Genomic DNA, 22,039 nt, shown 5'->3' with positions numbered 1-22,039 from the left:
AGGCTCCATAATATCCATAGGGGATTTACCCACTACAAATATTATAGAGCCTTTAATTTTGAGTCGTTCTCTTATTGTATTTTAGGAGGTTATTGGCCATAAGTACCAATCCCATGTCAATTCTCACTTGACGCTTCCCTCTCAGATTACATCTCTTGTAACCCAAACAAGCCTTTATCTGCCCAAAGACAGGTTCAACATCAATCTTGCGTTGAGCGAAAATCTGTTTACCTTCGGGAGATAAAAGCGCCTGACATTCTTTAGCTTTCAAGTTTTGATAGCGTTCGTTCATATACAGTCCCTTTTGAGGGGCTGATTCAGGTTCATAAGCGTAGTAAACCTTGATTTTCTGTTGAAAGTCTGTCTGTGTTTTCTGATGTTTGGTATGGTGAAAACGATAATACCAGCCGTCAGGATGTGTGTAGCTATCCTCCTTGTCATTATAGTACCAATTACCTAAGTTTCTATCCGACTGTTTATACCCTCTCTTCTGTTCCTTGTCAAACATGGCATATTTAATCAGATGCTTCACCTCCTTTTCATCTAAACGAAGGAGGTTCTCCTCACTTCCATATCCAGCATCTGCGACAACTGTCTTCAAGTCATGCGGATAGGTTTCAAGCAAGGGGAGAAGAGTTTTAGTATCTGTCTGATTTGAAAAGACATCATAGTGAAGAACAAATTGGTTTTCAGTAGCGATTTGAAGATTATAAGCAGCCTTGAGTTGGACATTTTTCATATTGTCTTCTTTCATTCGCATAAAAGTGTCATCTGGATCGGTTTTGGAAAAGCTGTTGCGCCCTTCAAATGTCTCTTGATACTTCTTATACTTTTCAGCACGTACTGAAAAATCCTCCTTGACTTTACGCAAGACTTCCTTGAGTTTACGACGCGGGGTTTTACGTTCATCCTTCCCTTTAACGGGTGTCTCCTCAATGTCCTGGTTCAATTTTTTCAATTCTTCTTCAAGGACTTGAGCGAATGCAAGCAATTGCTCTGAGGAGATAGGCTCTTGTGTATCCAGTTCGATAGCTTGATGGATAAGGGGAGTGATTTCTTCTTGAAAATAGACCTGTATCTGTTCTTGAAGTTTGGCGGAAAACTTGTCCGTTGCTTTCTTCCACACAAAACTATATTTGTTGGCATTGGCTTCAATCTTAGTTCCGTCAATAAACAGACAATCTAAAGTCACTAACTCTTCCATTTTTAAACGAAGATTGAGGTCGATGAAAAGATTGCGAATGAGTTCTTCCATCCCTTCAGCTACACGAAAACGATTGATGGTGCGATAGCTGACAACCAACTGCCCTGTTAGGTACTGCATAGCCAGATTTTCAATCATCATTTTTTCAATTTTTCGTCCAGAGAAAATCCCTTGTGAATAGGCAAATAGAAGAGTAGATACAAGCATTTTAGGGTGATAAGACGGGCGAGCAAAGTCATGATAGAAGGCATGGAAGTGACAATCCTCCAAGGTATTCACCACTTTTTCAATAGTAAAGACGAGATGGTCCTGTGGCAAGAAAGAACTGATTTCTAGTGGTAAAGTTGTTTGATCTGTGTTATAGTGAATATGCATGGGATGGCCTTTCTAAATGGTTTATTAAGCAATTCTATTTTACCAAGACTATCGCAACCATGCAAAAAAAGCAACGGCAAATCCGTTGCTTTTTTTGGAAATAAGGGACTATTGTCCCAGGATCTTTTTACGTAGTGTATGCAAATGAACGCAGTCTATAATGATATGAGTCCATAAACTATAAATTTGAAGTATGAAAATGCTATTAATGGAATGAAAGTTGTATTGGAAAGAGTCTAGAACAGAAAGGTACTTTCATTGCACCTATTTCTTTTGAATGAACTTTTATTATATACCATTTTATTAGGTTAAAATGATGGAAAATGATTGCAATTTCAGGCGTGTTTTGATATATTCAATATATAAAATATATTATCGAACTTGGTACTTGTTTGTGTATTCAGAAGGAGGTTATTTTTTAAAAAGCAAACGCTTACTTTGTATCAAGAGAAAGAAATGAGGATTTTAATGAACAAAAGACTTTTTGATAAACGTTGTCATTATAGCATTCGTAAATTTGCAATAGGTGCGGCATCTGTAATGATTGGGGCTAGTATATTTGGTATTTCAGCTGTACAAGCTGAGGAGGTGGCTTCATCCAATACTCAAACAGAAGAAACAACTGTTCATCAACCTCAGCCTTTAGATAAGCTTCCCGATGATGTGGCAGCTGCTATCGCAAAGGCTGATGAGAATGGTGGGCGTGAGTTTGTAAAACCCAAAGCTGAGTCGACAGAAGATAAAGTGACTAAGGATACAGAACCTACTAGACCTGCTAACGATGGTAGTCATGAATTGGCTAGTCCTAAAGTGGAAACTCCAAATAAAGTAGAAGAAGGAACCAAAACTGAGGACAAACAGAAATCTGAAGAGGCAAATCCAAAGCCTGTTGAATCTGCAGTAACAGCTGGAACAGAAGTAAAAGAGGATTCTAAAAAAACTTCTGAAAAGAACCAAGTGAAAGCAGACACAGAGATCAAACCTTCTTCTGAAAAATCGCAAGCACTGTCTGGAGAGTCAAACAAAGCTGAAGTTGAAAAGGAAAAACAGCTATTATCTGAGCGAAAACAAGATTTTAATAAAGATTGGTATTTTAAACTAAATGCCCAAGGCGATTTTTCAAAAAAAGATGTGGATGTTCATGATTGGTCTAAATTGAATCTTCCTCATGATTGGAGTATTTATTTTGACTTTGATCACAAATCTCCCGCGCGTAATGAAGGTGGTCAGTTAAATGGTGGAACAGCTTGGTATCGTAAGACTTTCACATTAAATGAAGTAGACAAGAATAAGGATGTTCGTATTAATTTTGATGGGGTTTACATGGATTCAAAGGTCTATGTAAATGGTAAATTTGTAGGACATTATCCAAGTGGCTATAATCATTTTTCATATGATATCACAGAATTTTTAAACAAGGATGGTAGTGAAAATTCAATTACTGTTCAAGTGACCAATAAGCAACCAAGTAGTCGTTGGTATTCAGGAAGTGGGATTTATCGTGATGTAACTCTTAGTTATCGTGATAAAGTCCATGTTGCCGAAAATGGTAATCATATCACTACTCCAAAACTTGCTGAGCAAAAAGAAGGGAATGTTGAAACACAGGTTCAAAGTAAGATTAAAAATACGGATAAGAAGGCTGCTAAAGTCTTTGTGGAACAACAAATCTTTACTAAGGAAGGCAAGGTTGTATCAGAATTAGTTCGCTCTGAAACGCAGAATTTAGCAGAAAATGAAGTTGCAGATTTCAGACAAACAATCCTAGTTAATAAACCAACTCTTTGGACGACAAAAAGTTATCATCCTCAACTGTATGTGCTGAAAACAAAGGTTTATAAAGAAGGTCAACTAGTTGATGTAACAGAAGATACATTTGGTTACCGTTATTTCAATTGGACTGCTAAGGATGGTTTCTCTCTGAATGGTGAACGCATGAAATTCCACGGAGTAAGTATTCACCATGATAATGGAGCTTTGGGTGCAGAAGAAAATTATAAGGCTACCTATCGTAAATTAAAACTCCTAAAAGATATGGGGGTTAACTCTATTCGAACAACCCACAATCCAGCTAGCCCTCAGTTGCTTGATGCTGCAGCTAGTTTAGGTCTTTTGGTGCAAGAGGAAGCTTTTGATACTTGGTATGGTGGCAAGAAGACTTATGACTATGGACGGTTCTTTGATCAAGATGCAACTCATCCTGAAGCTAAGAAGGGTGAGAAGTGGTCTGATTTTGATCTTAGAACAATGGTAGAACGTGATAAGAACAATCCGTCTATCGTAATGTGGTCTCTTGGAAATGAGGTGGAAGAGGCAAATGGTAGTCCTCGTTCTATCGAGACAGCTAAACGTCTGAAGGCTATTATTAAGGCAATTGATACTGAACGTTATGTCACTATGGGTGAAAATAAATTTAGTCGTGCAGCGACAGGTGATTTCTTAAAAGTTGCAGAAATCATGGATGCTGTCGGTATGAACTATGGTGAACGTTTTTATGATGCGGTTCGTAGAGCGCATCCAGACTGGCTCATTTATGGTTCTGAAACCTCTTCAGCTACTAGAACGCGTGATTCTTATTACAATCCTGCTCAAATCCTTGGACACGATAACCGTCCAAATCGTCACTATGAACAATCTGATTATGGTAACGACCGTGTTGGATGGGGAAGAACAGCTACTGAGTCATGGACTTTTGACCGTGATCGTGCTGGCTATGCTGGACAATTTATTTGGACAGGAATTGACTATATCGGTGAACCAACTCCATGGCATAACCAAGATAATACACCTGTAAAAAGTTCTTACTTTGGTATCATCGATACCGCTGGTTTACCGAAGAATGATTTTTACCTTTACCGTAGTGAATGGTATAGTGCTAAAGAAAAGCCAACTGTCCGAATTTTACCGCATTGGAACTGGACTGAAGAGACTCTTAAGGATCGCAAGATGCTGGTCGATGGAAAGGTTCCAGTTCGTACCTTCTCAAATGCTGCAAGTGTCGAATTGTTCTTAAATGGTGAGTCGCTTGGTAAAAAGGAATTTACTAAGAAAACGACAGAAGATGGACGTCCATATCATGAGGGGGCTAAACCAAGTGAATTGTATCTTGAGTGGCTTGTAAAATACCAACCAGGTACACTGACTGCGATTGCTCGAGATGAAAATGGTAACGAAATTGCGCGTGATAGTGTGACAACTGCTGGGGAGCCAGCAAGGGTTCGTCTGACTAAAGAAGAACATGTTATCACTGCAGATGGTAAAGATTTATCTTATATTCATTACGAAATTGTTGATGGCGATGGGAATGTGGTTCCGACAGCTAACAATCTTGTTCATTTCAATCTTCATGGTCAGGGACAGATTGTTGGTGTGGATAATGGAGAACAAGCTAGTCGTGAGCGCTACAAAGCTCAAGCAGATGGAACATGGCAAAGACGTGCTTTCAATGGTAAAGGAGTTGTCATTGTAAAATCAACAGAAAAAGAAGGTAAATTTACTCTTTATGCAGATTCTGCTGGTTTAACTTCTGATAGCGCAACGGTCGCAACTGTGTCTGGTAAGAAAGAAAACCGTCATTTTGTAGCCTTTGCTCCTGTAAAAGCAACAACTGATGTGACTACAAATCCTGAATTGCCTCAAACAGTAACAGCTATTTATAGCGACGGTAGTGTTGAGGAAAAGACTGTAACATGGGACGTGCCAGCTGACTTGCTTACAAGTGCAGGTGAGAAAAAAGTATCTGGACGTGTAGAAGGTTTGGAAACCAAAGCTGAGGCACTTGTAAAAGTGATTGCCTTAGATAGATGGTTACCAAAAGTTGCTACAGTACCAGTTGGTACAACTGTAGCTGATTTGGATAAAACGGTCACAGCTGTTCTGACAGATGGTAGTTTGATTGATACTGATGTTGTTTCTTGGACCTTGAAAGATCCTGCTGCTTTGACCAAGGAAGGTGGACGTACGGAGGCTACTGGTAAATTGGTAGATGACGATCGTGAAGTAACTGCAACCTTTATCGCAAGCAGTAAGGAAACAACAAGTAGCATTACAGGACTTACTGTTGGGGATAAAGCTCTTGAGAACTTCGAGTCTGGTAAGACTTATTATCGTGTATCTCTTCCTTACACTGGAACAATTCCAAGTGTTGGAGCTCAGACTACTGGTTATCAAGTAACTGTTCAGCAAGCTTCTGCTGATAATGGTTATCAGGCTTCGATTTTCTTGAGTGACCAAAAGGGTGACTTGGTTCAAACTTACCTAATTCAGTTTGTTAAGGAAGCTCCTGCCTTGAAACGTTTGGAAGTAGTTGTGGAAGGAAAAGAAACTGCTACTGAAGATCAGGTATTAACTTATCGTGTCATTGGTAGTTATGAGGATGGTTCTCAAACAGAATTTTCAGCTTCAGATATTCACCTAGAAGCTAAATCATCTGATGGTGGGCATCTTGAGGTGAATGGACAGAACTTGTTGCTCTATACTAAGGGAAGAGTGACCTTGACACCTCGAATCGATAATCAAACAGAGAAAACAGAATCTGTAACTACTGAAGTAGTGATTAAAGAAAATAAAGTCAGCAAGAAGATTGTGAAACTTCATCCTGTATCTATTTCTACAGACATTAATCAGCAACCGAATCTACCTAAAGAAGTTGGAGCAGAATTTGATAAGGGCTTGCCACGCAAAGTATCTGTAACTTGGGACAAGGTAGATGAAAAAGAATTGGGACATTATCATAGCTTTACGCTTAAAGGACATGTAGAAGGCATAGATATTGAAGCTCAAGCAACGGTGACAGTTGAAGGCTTACAAGTTGCAGAGGAAATCAGCCTTACTCTTCCTAAGGGTGAGACAGTTCAATTGCCAGCTAATGTTCGTGCTTACCATTCTAATGGAACAACTATCTACAAAGATGTAGTTTGGGATAAGGTTCCAGCCAACTTTAGTCAAACTGAAGGGGTCTATGAAATCAATGGTCGTTTAATAGGTAGCAATCTTACAACTAAAGCTCATGTTCGAGTGTCTAGTCAAGTTGTTGCTGGAAATAATATCTCTAAACAATGGACAGGTTCTCAATTGCCAGCTGCTATTGTATCCAATACAGGAGGAGATGACGCAGCTAATGCCTTGAACGACTTGACTGTATCAAGAACGACAACAGACGTTAAAAATAGATGGACTACTTGGAGAACAAATACTGATAATGACTGGGCATCTATCTTGTTTGGTAATTCAGGAGACTTGACGAAACGTTTTGTTAATAATTTATCAGTTGATTTCTATACTGATGGAGCAATTGGTCTTCCAAAAGAATATATAGTTGAATATTATGTAGGTAAAGAAATTCCTGATTTACCAAGTGATGTCAGTCATGCGCAACGAGATAGCAATCATCCATTTAATAATCCAGACAATTGGAAAGCAGTTGAAAACTTACATGCTCCAAGTCAGCTATCTGCAACTCAAACAAATCACTTCACATTTGACAAGGTAGAAACCTATGCTGTTCGTATTCGTATGAGGAAGGCTGATGGAACATCAGGCGTTGGTCTGACAGAGCTAACTGTTCTTGGAAACAAGGTGTTAAGCTCTACAAGTTCAGAGATTTCTATCAAGGTAGATGGCAAGGATCTTGAACACTTTAATCCATCTAAGACTGATTACTATATTCCTCAATCTAGCAAAGAAATCACTGCAACAGCTAGCAATAATGGTTTGGTAACAGTTGTGCCTGCAACTAGTCCAAAAGGTGCAACACGTCTCATCTTAAAAGCAGAAGATGGTACGGTATTGAAAGAATATCGAATCTTCCGCAATGATGAGAGAGAAACTAGTCAACCTCTTGCTGCAGAAAATAGTGCTAAAATTTTGAATGTTGGAGATGCTCTTCAACTTCCTTCAGAAGTCACTGTTTATTACCCAACTTCAACTACTTGGACTACAGATAAACTGGCAGTGAAATGGGATGCTATTCCTGAACATGCAACAGAGCATGAGGGAACATTTGAAATTACCGGTCATGTCATTGGTACAAATCTAACCACTAAAATGCAGGTGACAGTTGTTTCTAAAGGAAATCAAGTCATTTCAGAAAATCCAAGCAACAATGAAACGGATTCTAAAGCCTTTGCTTCGACAACGAACGATACACAAGCAGCTTCACATGATAGAATTTTCTATATCAATGATGGAAAATACAATGAAGATGGACGTTGGACAAACTGGTCTCGTACTCCGAAAAATGAAGAAACTTCTGTCGGACTACTCTTTAAGAAGGACGGTCAAATTGCCTCCCAATCTATTGGAAAAGTAGCCATTCAGTTCTTTAAAGATAGTGGAACAGATGCCCCAGAGAAAATGGTTCTAGAAAGATATATTGGCCCTGCCTTTACAGAACCAAGTACGATTTCTCGTTATGAAGAAAATGCCGACCATCCATTCAACAAGGCAGAAAATTGGGCACCAATTCCTTACAAAACTTCTGGAGAATTAGTAGCTGGGAAACCAATCGAATTTAACTTTGAACCGGTTCAAGCGACAGCTATTCGTGCTCGAATGACTCGTAAGTCTACTACTAACGGGCTAGCAGTAGTCGAATTTACAGCCTACTCTGCAGGCAAGGGAGCAGAAGTCGAAACACCATCAGCGACTATTTCGATTGATGGAAAATCATTGGAAAACTTTGATCCAAATGTGACAGAGTACACCCTAACAACAATGGGAACTAAACCAAAAGTCAATGCGACAACTAGTGGACATGGAGTAGTCACAGTTGTGGATCATGGAAATACAAATCTTCCAACACTTGTTCGTCTTGTTTCCAAAGATGGCAATCTGGTGAAAGAATATCGTTTACACTTTAAGTCTACTTTCCAAACAACACCGACAGAAGGCGTTAAGAACTTAGTAGCAGAAACTCCAAGTTTGGAAATTGAAAAGACTCCGCTTCCGTTTAAAGAAATTATTCGTGAAAACCCTGAACTTGCTCAAGGTCAACGTCGTATCGTGTCTGAAGGACAGGATGGAGAAAAAGTTGACTATATTCAAGTTTTGGGTACTACTAGAAGTCTTGTTCATTCTGAAGAAAGAAAGGTTCAAGATCGTATTATTGAAATAGGAGTAAAAGCATCTATTTCAAGTAGTAAAGGAGAGGAGTCGGCTCCAATTAACGAAGTTCCAGAATTCAAAGGTGGTGCTAACTTTGTAGAAGCAACAGTCAATGCAGTTCCGGAATACACAGGAATTCTAGCCATAGTAGGAGATCAAGCTGCTCCGACACTAGAAAAACCAGAGTTTAAACTAAGTTCGTTAGAAAAAGCTCAGACTCCAGAAACACCAGTTCAAGTTGCCAAGGAAGACAAGAGATTGCCAGAAACTGGTGAAAAACAGTCAGAAACAGCTATTTTCTTGGCAGGTGTTACCTTGGCCTTGTCAGCAGCTTTATTAACCGCAAAACGCAAAGAGGATTAGTCTATGCGGCTAATACCATTCTATTTGTATAGATTGGTAGAAGATAAAAAATGAATCGATAAATGAGTCGAATAGATGGAGAGGACCAATTAGGCCTCTCCGTCTTTACTAGTAAAAATGGAATCGTTTACTTTCGTGTTTAGACGAAAGGAGATAAGATAAAGATGGGTAAAAATTTTTTCAATAAACGTTGTCATTACAGTATTCGTAAATTCGCTATTGGAGTAGCTTCTGTTATGATTGGTGCCAGTATCTTTGGTGTTAATCTAGTAGAGGCAGCAGAAACAGGTAGTGTAGGAGATAAAGAGGGAACTATAACTCAAGCTCAGCCACTGGAAAAGTTACCTGATGAGCTTGCAGCAGTTTTGAAGAAAGCAGAAGAAAATGCTGGGAAGGAAGGCAGCTCGACAGTTGGAAATGGAGAAGCTGCAGGAGCGATTGGCTCTACCGATTCGACAAATAATCCTAAACTAGCTGATGCATCTGGAACCCCAGAGAATGAAACGAAGCCGTCTGAAGCTATGAGTGGAGGACAAAATGATAAAGAAATCGCTAAACCAAGTCAACCAACTACACCTGAAACTCCAAAAGTAGAACAAACAGGTGATGGAACAGTTGAACTAGCGGATCAATTCACTGCAAGCAAACCAGCTAGCGAAGATAGTATTGTAGCTGCCAGCAAGAGTGCATATTATCTAAAGAAAGAGTACAAGGTCTTCCCAACTCCACAAAAAGTGACTTATGGAGAAGGAGTGACAGCTCTTCGTAAGCAAGTCAATTTGGTAATGGGAGATCAACTCGATGTCTATACTCGTAATCGCTTGAAGAGTGTCTTGCAGGACAATCAAGTATCCTACACTACTAGTCAATCAGCAGTTGCTGGCGCAACTAATATCTATCTTGGAGTACATGGACGAGGAACACAAGCAGAACAAAACTTATCTAACGTTTCAACAGGTCTCTTTGACAAAATTGATGCTTATGCTCTGACCATCAAAGACAACTCAATTTCCATCGTCGGAAAAGACACAGATGCAGTCTTCTATGGTTTGACAACTTTGAAACACATGCTCAAGGAAAGTCAAGTTCCAGTTCTTCGCAATGTGACAGTGGAAGATTACGCTGAAATCAAGAACCGTGGTTTCATCGAAGGTTACTATGGAAATCCATGGTCTAATGAAAATCGTAAAGAATTGATGCGTTATGGAAGTGAATTGAAGTTAACTCAATACTATTTCGCACCAAAAGATGATCCATATCACAATAAGAAATGGCGTGAACTCTACCCAGAAGAAAAACTGGCTGAAATTCGTGAACTTGCTCGTGTCGGTAATGAGACGAAAACACGTTATGTCTGGACTATTCATCCATTTATGAATAAACGTATCCGCTTTGGTAATGAAGCGCATTACCAGGCTGATCTTGCAACCATCAAGGCTAAATTTACTCAGTTATTGGACGTAGGAGTGCGAGAATTTGGTGTGCTTGCAGACGATGCACCAAGCCCAGTTGGTGGTTATCATAGTTATGTTCGCTTGATGAAGGATATAACAAATTGGTTGACTGAAAAACAAACAACATACAGTGGTCTTCGTAAAGATATGATTTTTGTTCCTGCCTGGTACATGGGGCAAGGAACTGAAGCTGAACTCCGGACCTTGAATGAACATCTTCCTGAAAATGTCCATTTAACACTTACTGGTGGAAAGGTTTGGGGTGCTGTTGACCAAACATTCTTAACGAACTTAAAGAAAAATTTAACGGAAGGCGGTAAAATTTACCGTCCAATTCAGTTTTGGATTAACTGGCCATGTAATGACAATACAAAACCCCACCTAATTCTCGGTGGTAGTGAAAAATTCTTACATCCAAATGTTGATTTATCACTTGCACAAGGAATTATGTTAAATCCAATGCAACAATCTGAAGCTTCTAAAGTAGCACTTTTTGATATGGCTCAGTATGGATGGAAGCAATGGCAAAGCGCAGAAGAAGCAGAACAGATCAACGATATGGCCTTTAACTTTGTAGTCAATGATCGTTTCGAAGAAAGCAGTGTTTCAAAGGCGTTTAGAGAACTCGGAAAACATATGCGTAATCAAAATAGACCTCCACATGTCACTAAATTAGAAGAGTCTGTAGAATTGGCTCCAAAATTGATAGAATTTTATAACAAACTCAAATCTGGTCAAAATCTGGATTCTGAAAGAAAAGAGTTGAGGGAAATTTTTGCTGGTTTGAAAGCCAATGCTCTTCTACTTAAAGAAAAAGGCGATCAGAAATTAATTGAACAAATTCACTATTGGTTAGATAATACAGTGGATCAAATGAACGCGCTTGAAGCTTTCTTAACAGCTACGGAAGGACTTACTGAAAAAAATGATGCCAAGGTATGGGAGTATTATCAGGCAGGAGTCAAACATTATGACCAGTCAGTTAAACATGCCTTCTTTTACGTTGACCATTATGAATACGCAGAATTTGGTGTCCAACATATTCGACCATTTATCAATAATCTCAAAGAATACTTAGCCTTGCACATCCAATCAATGTTGAATCCAGATAAATTTGTGACAACATTTATTACGAATCGTGCTGGAATAGAAGGCGGATTGAAAGAAGTCACAGATGGTGACTTTGATACACATGTGATTGCCAAAACAACAATTGTGATTGAAAGAGGTGATTATGTAGGCTTGCGCTTTAATAAGGCAATTAAAATACACAAATTAGGTTTCGCTACGGGTACTAATACGGCTGATAACTATACCTTTAGTAATGCAGTTGTGGAATATCAAAATGAAAAAGGAGAATGGGTAGCCATAACGAGCCCTGCATATACTGGTAGAGAACGCATTCTGGAATTTAATGATCTCGATATCACAGCTCAAGCTGTTCGTATGATAGCAACAGCTAAGAAGGATAATGCTTGGCTCGCCATGCGTGAAATTGCTGTAAATAGACCCCTAGAGTTGGGTAGTAAGAAGGTTAGGGGCACTATTAGCTTAAGTTCAAATCTGATTTATAAATATGGAACAAGTGTTGTTCAGATGCAAGATGGTCAAGAAAACACGGAATCTATGATGGCACATGTTGATCAAACCAATGTCACACCAGAACAAGCTTGGGTACAAATGGACTTAGGTGGATTGCATAAAGTAAAACGAGTTCATCTGATGCAAGGGGAACGGGATAAACTAGCATCTGGAGTCGTCGAATATTCTGCGGATGGTACAAATTGGACTACACTTCAAAATTTAACAGGGCAAAGAACTTCTGATATCGTGCAAGAATTTACAACTCGTTTTGTTCGCATTCGTAATACAGAAACCTTAAGTAAATGGTGGAGAATTGCGGAATTTAGAGTGGATGTAGATAGTCCAAATCTTGACTTAACAGACACCAACGTGGATGCCTTAAAGGAAACACCAGTAGTGGATAGCTTGGGCAGTTACGAGCTTCAAATTCCAGCTGGAACTAAACTTCCTGCTCATAGCTATCTAGGTATGAAGCTTGACCGAATCCATCAAGTCAAGAGCATCCAGCTCCAAGGCCAGGCCAACCCAGCCCTAAGTCTTGAGTACTCTGTAAATGCGCAAGAATGGACACCAGCTAGCCAGTTGACAGACAGAACTGTCGCAACCCACTTGGTACGTTATGTTCGTCTTGTGAATAAAACAGACCAAGAACAGGCTGTTCCATCAACTTCTCTCCTTGTAACGACTAAAGAAGTGCAACCAACCAAACTAGAATTTACAACTATGGGCATTCATCCAACATATGGAAGTAATGATGTTCGTAAGATTAATAACCTCGATCAATTGTTTGATGGTGTGTACAACAACTTCGTTGAGTTTTCAGACTATGCCCATAAAGATGGCCATGTAACCTTGAAACTTGGTAGCGAACGCACTATCAAGAAGATTAGAGCCTACATCCAAGACGGAACTCAAAACTATCTTCGTGATGGTAAAATCCAAGTCAGCCAAGACGGTAAAACTTGGACAGATGTTGTGACAGTGGGAGATGGTGTAGCCAATAGTACATACGATGATTCATTGACAGATGGTTGGACACATGATTCTAAGATGCCAGGAAATCGTTACATCGAGGGTGAATTGACGACACCAGTCAAAGCAAACTATCTTCGTGTCCTCTATACAGCTGACTATGATGCTCGTTTTGTAGGATTTACAGAATTGGTTATCAATGATGGCGAATTTGTCAAACCAATCAATGATCCAACTGTAGAAGGAAACGGTTGCGAAAGCCGAGGCAACTTCTATACTAATCTCGTAGATGGAAAAGTCTTGACTAGTTACAAGGCGGAAAAAGATAAGGGTGAATTGGTTTACCACTTGTCAGAACCAACCAATGCCAACCATCTACGCCTTGTTTCAAGCCTTCCTGAAGGAGTGAAAGCACGTGTTCAGGCTAGAACACTTAAGGATGGACAAGAAAGTTGGACAGATCTTGGCGCAATTTCTTCAAGTCTCCAAACATTTGCAATTCGAAATGGTGGTTCACTTCTAGATGTTAAACTTGTCTGGGAAGGTGGTAAGGCTGAGTTTTATGAGTTAGCTAGCTTCTATCAAGAATTGACAGAAGAACCTATTCAATCAAGTAAGGGTGAAGAACCAGCACCAGTGCTTGAGGTACCTGAATTTACAGGTGGTGTGAATGCAGTTGAAGCCTTGGTACATGAGCTTCCAGCCTACACAGGCCCAGTATCAACCGTAGGCGGTCAAGCTGCACCGACAGTAGAAAAACCAGAGTTTAAACTAAGTTCGTTAGAAAAAACTCAGACTCTAGAAGCACTAGTTCAAGTTGCCAAGGAAGACAAGAGATTGCCAGAAACTGGTGAGAAACAGTCAAAAACAGCTATTTTCTTGGCAAGTGTTAGCCTAGCCCTATCCGCTATCTTTGTAGCAAAAAGTAAAAAAGAAACTGATTTATTTTTAGAAAAATGAGATGTTTCGTAGAGGGGCTTTGTCCCCCTCTTTTTCTATATAAACGAAGAGATTTATGTTCAAGATGCAAGGTGGATAGACTTTATAGTATAATGAATAGAGAGGAAAAAACAATGAAAGTGATTGAGCAAGCATTATTAGAAAAAGTCATTATTGAACGTTCTAGTACCAGTCATAAAGGAGACTATGGCCGTCTGCTGTTGCTGGGTGGGACTTATCCTTATGGTGGTGCTATTATCATGGCTGCTTTAGCAGCTGTAAAAAGCGGTGCAGGATTGGTGACCGTTGGAACGGACAGGGAAAATATTCCAGCTCTGCACAGCCATTTACCTGAGGCTATGGCCTTTTCTCTTCAAGACCAGCAGTTGTTAAAAGAGCAATTGAAGAAGGCAGAAGTTGTCTTGCTGGGGCCTGGTTTACGAGACGATGCTTTTGGAGAAAATCTAGTCAAACAGGTCTTTGCTAGCTTAAAAAAGAATCAGATTTTGATTGTAGACGGAGGGGCCTTAACCATTCTTGCTAGAACAAGTTTGTCGTTTCCATCTAACCAGCTTATCCTAACTCCCCACCAAAAAGAATGGGAAAAGTTGTCTGGTATTGCTATTGAAAAGCAAAACGAAGATGCAACGGCTAGTGCCCTGACTTCATTTCCTCAAGGAACAATTTTGGTGGAGAAAGGTCCAACTACTCGTATTTGGCAAGTTGGTCAGTCTGATTATTACCAGTTACAGGTTGGCGGTCCCTATCAGGCGACTGGTGGAATGGGAGATGCTCTGGCTGGAATGATTGCAGGATTTGCAGGCCAGTTTAAACAAGTCAGCCTCTACGAACGTGTGGTGGTAGCGACTCATCTTCATTCAGCCGCAGCCCAAGAACTAGCTCAAGAACATTATGTGGTCTTGCCGACGGAAATCAGCAGTTGTTTGCCTAAAACAATGAAAAAAATATCTCAAAAAGAGTCTGAGACAAAATAATTCTCAGCCACAAAAAAGGGCTCTTTGTCAACTGTAGTGGGTTGAAGAAAAGCTAAGCTCGAGAAAGGACAAATTTCGTCCTTTCTTTTTTGATGTTTAGAGCGATAAAAATCCTTTTTTTGAAGTTTTCAAAGTTTCGAAATCCAAAGGCATTGCGCTTGATAAGTTTGATGAGATTATTGGTCGCTTCTAATTTGGCGTTTGAATAGGGTAGTTGAAGGGCATTGACAATCTTCTCTTTATCTTTGAGGAATGTTTTAAAGACAGTCTGAAAAAGAGGATGAACCTGCTGCAGATTGTCTTCAATGAGTCCGAAAAATTTGTCAGGCTTCTTGTCCTGAAAGTGAAACAGCAAGAGTTGATAGAGATGGTAGTGGTGTTTCAAGTCCTCTGAATAGCCCAAAAGCTTGTCTAAAATCTCTTTATTCGTCAAGTGCATGCGAAAAGTAGGACGATAAAAACGTTTATCGCTAAGTTTACGACTATCCTGTTGGATGAGTTTCCAGTAGCGCTTGATAGCCTTGTATTCATGAGACTTTCGATGAAACTGATTTATGATTTGGACACGCACACGACTCATAGCACGGCTTAAGTGTTGAATAATGTGAAAGCGATTTAGAACGATTTTAGCACACGGAAAAAGTTTTCTAACTAAGTCATAGTAGGGACTAAACATATCCATAGTAATGATTTTCACCTGACAACGAACGGCTCTATCGTATAGAAGAAAGTGATTTCGGATGACAGCTTGTGTTCGTCCCTCAAGAACAGTGATGATATTAAGATTATCAAAATCTTGCGCAATGAAACTCATCTTTCCCTTTGTAAAGGTATACTCGTCCCAGGACATAATCTGTGGAAGGCGAGAAAAATCATGCTTAAAGTGAAAGTCATTGAGCTTGCGAATAACAGTTGAAGTTGAAATGCCAAGCTGATGAGCAATATCGGTCAAAGAAGTCTTTTCAATCAGCTTTTGAGCAATTTTTTGATTAATGATACGAGGGATTTGATGATTTTTCTTTACTAGAGGAGTCTCAGTGACCGTCATTTTAGAGCACTGATAGCACTTAAAACGGCGTTTTTTAAGGAGAATTCTAGTAGGCATACCAGTTGTTTCAAGGTAAGGGATCTTAGACGGTTTTTGAAAGTCATATTTCTTCATTTGACTTCCACAATCAGGACAAGATGGGGCATCGTAGTCCAATTTAGCAATGATTTCCCTGAGTGTATCCCTATTGATGATATCTATAATTTGGATATTGGGGTCTTTAATGTCGAGTAGTTTTGTGATAAAATGTAATTGTTCCATATGATTCTTTCTAATGATAGTTTGGTCGCTTTTCATTATAGATGATATGGGACTTTTTTTCTACAACAAAATAGGCTCCATAATATCCATAGGGGATTTACCCACTACAAATATTATAGAGCCTTTAATTTTGAGTCGTTCTCTTATTGTATTTGAGGAGGTTATTGGCCATAAGTATCAATCCCATGTCAATTCTCACTTGACGCTTCCCTCTCAGATTACATCTCTTGTAACCCAAACAAGCCTTTATCTGCCCAAAGACAGGTTCCACATCAATCTTACGTTGAGCGAAAATTTGTCTTCCTTCGGGAGATAAAAGCGCCTGACATTCTTTAGCTTTCAAGTTTTGATAGCGTTCGTTCATATACAGTCCCTTTTGAGGGGCTGATTCAGGTTCATCAGCGTAGTAAACCTTGATTTTCTGTTGAAAGTCCGTCTGTGTTTTCTGATGTTTGATATGGTGAAAACGATAATACCAGCCGTAAGGATGTGTGTAGCTATCCTCCTTGTCATTATAGTACCAATTCGCTAGATTTCTAGCCGACTGTTTATACCCTCGAAAATTTTTACCGCTAAATTCCCAAACTAAGTTCCGCTATGGTGGAAGTTAGTGTGAGACGTTTGAATGGGGTTGAAGGTTAATTTTTAGAACGAGTAATGTAGCAAACTGACAGACGTCTTCTGCAGGTATTTTAGAAATACCAAGAAGCTTAGGAATCTCTTCTCTGTAAGTAAAAGCAAGGAGTTCATGGGCTGACTTTCCATTCAAAGCAGCGCGTTTGACACTGTTGACATGCGAACAAACGAGATTAATGTCCTCTTGAGTTAAGTTGTCAAAAGAAGTTCCCTTTGGTAGAATATCGCGAATCAGCGTGTGATTTTTCTCAATTCTGTCTTTCTGGTCAGAGCGATTAGGGTCACAAAAGAAGAGTCTACTCTCTCCTCGCACATCCATTTCGATTTCATCAACCCTGACAAACTCTTCACCATTATCTGTCAGAATGACAGGAAAGAGTTGGAAGAAATCTTTGTCAGCTTGGTGAAGAGTGTTCTTGATGTCATAGAGGTGTTTGGTAACCTCAAGGGCAGTTTTATTATCCAGAAGTCTAGCGAAGATAAAGTTACAGAAAGATAGATTGAAGGTGAGTAGGACTTTACCTCCCATCCTCCCCAGAACTGTATCCATTTCTAGCCAAGAGTCTAGTTGATTAAGGGCTAAATAGTTTTGGAAATCCTCATAGGAACGGCTTTTTTCGCTTCTTTAGGGATGGAAGGTAGCTTACTTTTCCGTCTTTCTTTGAATTTAACGGCTCTGGCTAGGTCAATAGGAGCGATAGATAGGTATCCTTTTCGGATGTGTCGATAGACAGTTGAGGAGCTGACATCAAGGTTATGAGTTTTGAGGATATGATAGATGTGTTGTCCCTTTTTAACACCATCAGAAATGACTTTGTCCATGTCCCAGAAGGTCTTGGAATTGAGGGGAGTTCCTTCACGAGCTTCGACAAGAGTTTGTTCGTACTGCTTTTGAGCTTGCTTAGCGAGGTAGAAGATTTTTTTAAATCCACAATTTTGTCTTCTTTTAGGGCAACCGTTACAGACAAAGGGAGCCTTGTCGAGTAGAGGGCAAGGAAGGTTATGGCATGTAGACTCTCGGACTTGTCTGTTTCGTTTGACTTCTTTGGAAACAGTAGTTGGGCCTTTTAGAATAAGTTGGCCCATAGCTTTGAAGGTTTCACCGCGCTCTAAACCTAGCTGGATGTCATTACGGTCTGAAAGGGTAAGGTGTTTATGTTTTGTCATAGTAGATTTCATTTCTAACTCAAACGTCTCATACTTAATTCCACCATAAAAATCCGTTTTAGACTAATTTTCACTTTGACCAGTTACCTAAAATTTTTACCGCATACCGGATTTTGTTTTTTATTGAAAAATTATGATTAAACTAATATAATGAGCTGATAGTTTGATGTATATTATCGCAAAATAGTATAGATTATCTCATGTCGTTATAATTTGGGGTTTTTGAATAAATTGCTATATTTGTAGCTATGAGTACTATAGTGATTTTTAGTTATCAAGTCATCAATCATAATTCATTATTTTCGAAGCACTGCATCCCGTGTTTTTATTTTGAATTAGTTCAGTTAACAAGAGGAGGACAAATGGAACAAAAATCGAATTCATTAAGTAGGGTCAAGCGACATCAGAGTGAGAAGGTGTTACGCTTTTCAATTCGTAAATATAGTTTTGGAGCAGTATCCGTTGCTGTTGCAGCTCTGATGTTTTTAGGAACACACGGAGTAAGTGCAGATAATATTGAGGTCAAACCTGATGGAGTTACTGCAGATGTAGTTGACAATAAAGTCGGAGAAGGTAAAGCAACCAATGTTTTAGTAGACGATTCGAGAACTGCTGAAGTTGCAAATGCTACAACCGAGAACACAGGAACTCCTGTTGCTTTCGGAAATAAAGTAGAACAACCAAAGGATACTGTTGTTCCTAATTCAGTTGAAGCACCTAATTTGAAACAACAAAAAGCCGATACTGTCGATAAAACTAAACTAAGTAAAGTGGTTGGCGAACTAAGTCAACTTTTAGACAGCAAAAAAACATTAAAATCTTCAGTTGTTTCTTTGATTAAAGTGAGATTATTAAAGGCGCAAGTGTTGTTAAATAGTTCTGATGCAGTACAAGGAGATATTGATAGTCTGGCAGAAACGTTGTCTAATGATTTTACAACATTATCAAGCTTAAAAGATGAGGAATTACAAAATAAAGAACATTCTAATAATGCAGAAGATGGGAGCCGCCGCGTTGAAGCTTCAGCAGAAACTAGCTCATCAGCCAATGGTAAAGATAAACTCAATGCCTCAGTTGCAGAATTAGAAGCGGCAGTTCTAGAGTTACCAGAAGATGAATCAACTAAAGAAGTCCTTGGTAAAGCGAAAGAACTGTTATCGCTAGCACAGAGTACACTAGCAAATACGACTGTAGCTGCTAGTGAGGTCGAAGATTTGACTGGACGCGTGAAGCGAATGTTTAACTCTGTTAAGATTGCTACCCTACGTTTAACTTCGGGTTCACATGATCCTCGTAATGGACGAAATATGGGTGTTGGTTCGCAATTTAGAGCAGATTCTTCGACAACTTCAGGAGCATTAACTAATATTAAATATTTTGCTTCTGTAAATCCGAGAGGTACGACAAGAAATAATAATCCAGAGCTAACAAAAACTAAAACAGACATTAAGTCATACTATGTGCAAGATTCTGAAGGAAAATGGATTGTTTATGACGTCTTCTTCAATAATAATGCTAGAAGAATTGTATCTCCGGGGCAAAAACAACACTATTATTTCCAACTTCCATTTAATATTATGGATTCTAGCAATACGGTTAGAGATCTTACTTTTACACGCTATAGAAGCGTAGGTGGAACTACAGATGGATTTGATGGATTCGTTCAACATGGAAATGAAGCGAGAATTTCTCAGGGAGAAGTTTTTGCTGGACAAAAAGATAGAATTTTCAACAACGATAGATATACTATGTATGACCCTAATTCAGGGGCTTATACTGATGATAGAAAAAAACAAGTATTCAAATCTAATGCAAATGATCAAACATTGAATACAGCCGTAAGAGATAAAAACGGAAACTATCCTCGAGCATCTTACTATTTAGGTTTAGACATAGCCTCAGGAGAAAACTTAGATTATGCGATTCATATGCATGCTAAGGTTAAGTTGAAAAATGATGTGACAGAAGCAGAAGCAAATAGATATGGTCGAGTTTTTGCTGCTACAGTGGGAGAGCAGATTGCATCAAATGAATCTTATGTTATGTATGGGACTACAGCTCTAACTCCTAGAGATACAACACCACCAACTATCACAGCCAATAATGCTACAGTAACTAAAAATGAAGCAATACCAGCTATTTCAGTGACTGCTGTTGATAACAATGGCGGAGTTGGAATGCGTACCACAAAACCAATAGAAGTCACAGGCTTACCGACAGGCTTAAGTTATGCCAATAACCAAATCACGGGGACACCAACGGCAGCTAAAGGGAATTACAATGTAACGATTAAAGCCTATGATAAGAACAATAATCCTGCCACAAAAAATATTGTTATTACGGTACAAGAACAAACGGCTAAGTATAATCCGACAGGTGCAGAGCTAACGGTTAATCAAAACCACACATTAACAGATGCGGAAATCACAGGAAAAGTAAGTTGTCATGGACCAGGAACGCTAACAGTCGTAAGTAAACCAGCAACAGCTATTGCAGGTAATGCCGGAAATGCAGTCGTAAGAGTTACTTATCCAGATACATCAACAGATACTGTTAATGTACCAATTAAGGTAAAAGACGTCACAGGACCAAGCATCACAGCTAATGGTGCAACCGTAACGAAAAACGAGCCAATCACTCCAATTCCAGTTACAGTAACGGATAATACAGGAGGTCGAGGCTTACGTGAAGAAAATCCAGTTCAAGTGACAGGTTTACCGACAGGCTTAAGTTATGCGAATAACCAAATCACAGGAACACCAACAGCCTCTAAAGGTGACTACAGTGTAACGATTACAGCCTATGATAAAGATGGCAACCCAACTACTGAAACCATTACAATCAAAGTGCAAGAACAAACTGACAAATACAATCCTAAGTATGACGATGGACAAGGCAAACCAGAAACTAAGGTAGAAATACCAGTAACAGAAGAGACTGGTAAACCAATTCCAGAGGGTACGAAATTCGAAAGTGCTACACCAGGCATCACCGTAGATGACAAAGGAAAAGTAACTGTGACAATTCCAGAGGATAAGAATCCAGGAGATGAAATTACAGGTAAAGTAACGGTAACGTATCCAGATGGATCGAAAGAAGAAATACCAGTAAAAGTAACAGTAACAGCAGTTTCTAAAAATGGTGGAGTTCCTGTTCCTATAGAGTTACCAGAGATGACTATTATTATCAAATGGATTGATGAAGATGGTAAGGAATTAAAACCATCAGTCAAAAAAGTTTCAGATGGAACTGAGGCTATTAATCATGGTTCTATTCCAGGTTATGTATTTGTAAGAACTGAAATTGATGAAAAAGAACTAATCATAACGCATATTTTCAGAAAAGAAAGTTCAAATACAAATATAGATTCGACACCAATTACTCCGATGACACCTAATACTAACGAAAACCGATATAACACTAGAGATGATGAAGTTAAGCCAAAAGATTCTCAAAATGTATTACCAAATACTGGGACAGAATCAAGTGCAACACTTGCAACTTTAGGAATTATTGGTGTTCTAAGTGGATTTGGACTTGTAGCTGGAAAGAAAAAAGAAGAATAAAACAGCTAAATTTTAAACTTCTTAGCAACTCTAGAAGATTGATTTTAAGAAATCGATCCTATGAATTCTTAAAATTGAGATTTTAAACAAAAAGCAAGCAAATCAGAATTCTGATTTGCTCTTTTTGCATGTTCTAAATTAGCAGATATGAAAGTAGATAGTTTTTTAGTTAGCTGAATTTAGTAGTGTAATCAATACTAAAATAAACATCTTTTGATAAGTAACTTTCAAACGGAGAGTTTTGCTGAGATTAATAGTATTATTTTTTACAACAAATAGGTTAATTCCAATGATGGATTCATCTATCAAACAACTTGCAATGAAATGTATAAAAATACAGTGTGCAGATGTCAGAAAATTGTCTACTTTCC

Annotated in this window: 5 protein-coding genes and 4 pseudogenes; 5 read left to right on the top strand and 4 right to left on the bottom strand. The window is 39.0% G+C overall.

What is annotated here, in order from left to right; all coding sequences use genetic code 11:
• Window positions 1–52: 52 nt before the first annotated feature.
• Window positions 53–1,579, bottom strand: coding sequence for an IS1182 family transposase (locus tag ACLV7W_RS07415; protein WP_411865712.1), 1,527 nt, complete (start codon window positions 1,577–1,579; stop codon window positions 53–55).
• Between the two features lie 468 nt (window positions 1,580–2,047).
• Here ACLV7W_RS07415 and ACLV7W_RS07410 point away from each other — a divergent pair, with 468 nt between their 5' ends.
• From ACLV7W_RS07410 to ACLV7W_RS07395, 4 genes and pseudogenes are all read left to right on the top strand, one after another.
• Window positions 2,048–9,046: an SIALI-17 repeat-containing surface protein gene (locus ACLV7W_RS07410; RefSeq protein ID WP_153210026.1), complete on the top strand. Its 6,999-nt coding sequence runs from the start codon at window positions 2,048–2,050 to the stop codon at window positions 9,044–9,046.
• 164 nt (window positions 9,047–9,210) lie between these two features.
• Window positions 9,211–9,318, top strand: a pseudogene (locus ACLV7W_RS07405) (YSIRK-type signal peptide-containing protein); the annotation flags it as partial.
• Between the two features lie 279 nt (window positions 9,319–9,597).
• Window positions 9,598–14,016 (top strand): annotated as a pseudogene (locus tag ACLV7W_RS07400) (SIALI-17 repeat-containing surface protein); the annotation flags it as partial.
• A gap of 113 nt (window positions 14,017–14,129) precedes the next feature.
• Window positions 14,130–14,990: an NAD(P)H-hydrate dehydratase gene (locus tag ACLV7W_RS07395; protein ID WP_153210028.1), complete on the top strand. Its 861-nt coding sequence runs from the start codon at window positions 14,130–14,132 to the stop codon at window positions 14,988–14,990.
• 52 nt (window positions 14,991–15,042) lie between these two features.
• Here ACLV7W_RS07395 and ACLV7W_RS07390 read toward each other — a convergent pair whose 3' ends face one another.
• The 3 genes and pseudogenes from ACLV7W_RS07390 to ACLV7W_RS07380 form a co-directional block, all read right to left on the bottom strand.
• On the bottom strand, window positions 15,043–16,299 hold the full coding sequence (locus tag ACLV7W_RS07390) for an ISL3 family transposase (RefSeq protein ID WP_411865659.1): 1,257 nt from the start codon (window positions 16,297–16,299) through the stop codon (window positions 15,043–15,045).
• Between the two features lie 124 nt (window positions 16,300–16,423).
• Window positions 16,424–16,858 (bottom strand): annotated as a pseudogene (locus ACLV7W_RS07385) (transposase); the annotation flags it as partial.
• 48 nt (window positions 16,859–16,906) lie between these two features.
• A pseudogene (locus ACLV7W_RS07380) lies at window positions 16,907–18,102 on the bottom strand (IS30 family transposase).
• Window positions 18,103–18,464: 362 nt separating this feature from the next.
• Here ACLV7W_RS07380 and ACLV7W_RS07375 point away from each other — a divergent pair.
• Window positions 18,465–21,668, top strand: a complete 3,204-nt coding sequence (locus ACLV7W_RS07375; protein WP_411865711.1) for a YPDG domain-containing protein — start codon at window positions 18,465–18,467, stop codon at window positions 21,666–21,668.
• The last annotated feature ends 371 nt before the right edge of the window (window positions 21,669–22,039 follow it).

The organism is Streptococcus mitis (assembly GCF_965111735.1).
Lineage (GTDB): Bacteria > Bacillota > Bacilli > Lactobacillales > Streptococcaceae > Streptococcus > Streptococcus mitis_DR.
Note: the sequence above shows the minus strand (reverse complement) of the source record. Positions and strands in the feature narration are given on the sequence as shown.